General features: G+C 53.2%; 1 pseudogene. It reads left to right on the plus strand.

The features are described 5' to 3' along the window. Positions 1–338: 338 nt before the first annotated feature. Positions 339–485, plus strand: a pseudogene (locus BK660_RS33315) (GNAT family N-acetyltransferase); the annotation flags it as partial.

The following is a 485-nucleotide window of genomic DNA, read 5'->3' on the forward strand; positions in this document are numbered from 1 at the left end:
GCTGTTTTTGCAGTCTTGGCTAAAGTCTGTCTAGATGAATTCGTCCACACTTTTGTTCCGATTTTGCGCGCTGCTTCGCTTATCTTTGTGCATGTTGAGGTGACTTTAAAAAAGGCTGCACGTCTTAAGTCTCAACATCCGGCAATGTTCAGGTGAGTGGCCCGGGAAGATCTTCTCCCCAGTCACCTCTGCGTCCCTCGGAGCAACCCCCGTCAACCCGCTTGATGACGAGCGTACCTTGAGCATTTTTGCCAATGGTGCCTACTATTTATCAGGTGCCAGGTTGCGCGAGATCGGTGTGGCTCTTCTCGGTGTCCATCAGGCACGGGGTGGCGTAGATGTTCCTTCGCCGGAAAAACATCGGTAAGGTAGGGGTCAGAATCCAAGACCCGCGAGGAGTAGTGATGAGCGAGGCGTTGTCCATCCACCATGACCAGGCTGGTCATCAGTTCGAGACCAATGTGGACGGTCATCGTGCCTACCTG

Source organism: Pseudomonas brassicacearum, from assembly GCF_003732265.1.
In the GTDB taxonomy this organism is placed as follows: Bacteria; Pseudomonadota; Gammaproteobacteria; order Pseudomonadales; family Pseudomonadaceae; genus Aquipseudomonas; species Aquipseudomonas brassicacearum_D.